The following is a 1,037-nucleotide window of genomic DNA, read 5'->3' on the forward strand; positions in this document are numbered from 1 at the left end:
AGTTGCCGCCCAACTGCGGGGGCATGTACCCCCAAGATCCATCACTTTTTCGGCGATTTACTGAGTTGCCGCCCAACTGCGGGGGCATGTACCCCCAAGATCCATCACTTTTTCGGCGATTTACTGCTGGAAGGAATATGCAGGTAAGACATCACGCTTTCGGTCAGCTCTGTCGCCAGCTTGACGGCCTCTTTATTGCGAGCCATCACACCCGCCACCAATCCTTCGATCAATGCGAGCACGGCGATGTTGGAGCTGGTCATGACCGGATGGTCGGCGGGGGCAAATAGCACGTGTTCAGCGATGCTGGTGAGGGGCGATGCAGGTGAGTCGGTGATTGCCAGCACCGAGGCGCCGCGCTCATTGGCAAAACGTGCGAGTTGCAGGGTGTCGAGGGAATAACGCGGCAGGGAGATCGCCAGCAATACATCCTGATCGGTGATTGCGGCCAGGCGGTAAGCGGCGTTTTCGTTGCCGCCTTCCATGCTGATGGCGGTGGCGTCCGCGCAGAAGGGCATCAGGGTCGAGGCGGCCAGACCGGCGAAGTAGACGCTGTTGCCAAAGCCGAGGATGTAGATTTTACGCGCCTCGGTCAGGCGGGTGACGAACGCTTCAAAGGCATCTTCATGGTTGTTGGTCGCCGCCGTGGCGAGGTTGCTGGTGGCGCTCCGGATTTGCTCATGCAGGCCAAATGCGCCACCCGGCCGATGTGCAAGTTCATTGCGAAGCTTGTCGACCGGCGACACCATCTGCTGCAAAGTCGCCACCAGCTCGGCCTTCATGCCGGTGTAGCCACCCAGGTTCAGAGCCTTGGCCAAACGATTGACCGCGGCTGGCGAGGTGGATGTTTCATGAGCCATTTCTTCGATGGTCAGCGTCGCGGCCCTTAGCGGGTGACGCAGGATAAAATCCGCCACTTTGCGCAGTGATGGCGGTAAATCGGTAACGATTTCCGTCAGTTTGCGCATCACCGGCGCGGCATAGACCGTGGTGTTTTTCGTGGGGGTCGGCATGTCCGGCTCTACAGTTCCTGAGGG

The 1,037-nt window shown here is 59.4% G+C and carries 1 protein-coding gene; it reads right to left on the minus strand.

From position 1 onward, the window contains the following. Positions 1–104: 104 nt before the first annotated feature. Positions 105–1,013 carry a MurR/RpiR family transcriptional regulator gene (locus tag ACXRVY_RS31290; RefSeq protein WP_457266149.1) on the minus strand — a complete coding sequence of 303 codons (909 nt, stop codon included), beginning with the start codon at positions 1,011–1,013 and terminating at the stop codon, positions 105–107. Positions 1,014–1,037: the final 24 nt, after the last annotated feature.

The sequence above is a fragment of the Pseudomonas sp. P5_A2_2 genome (assembly GCF_054177685.1).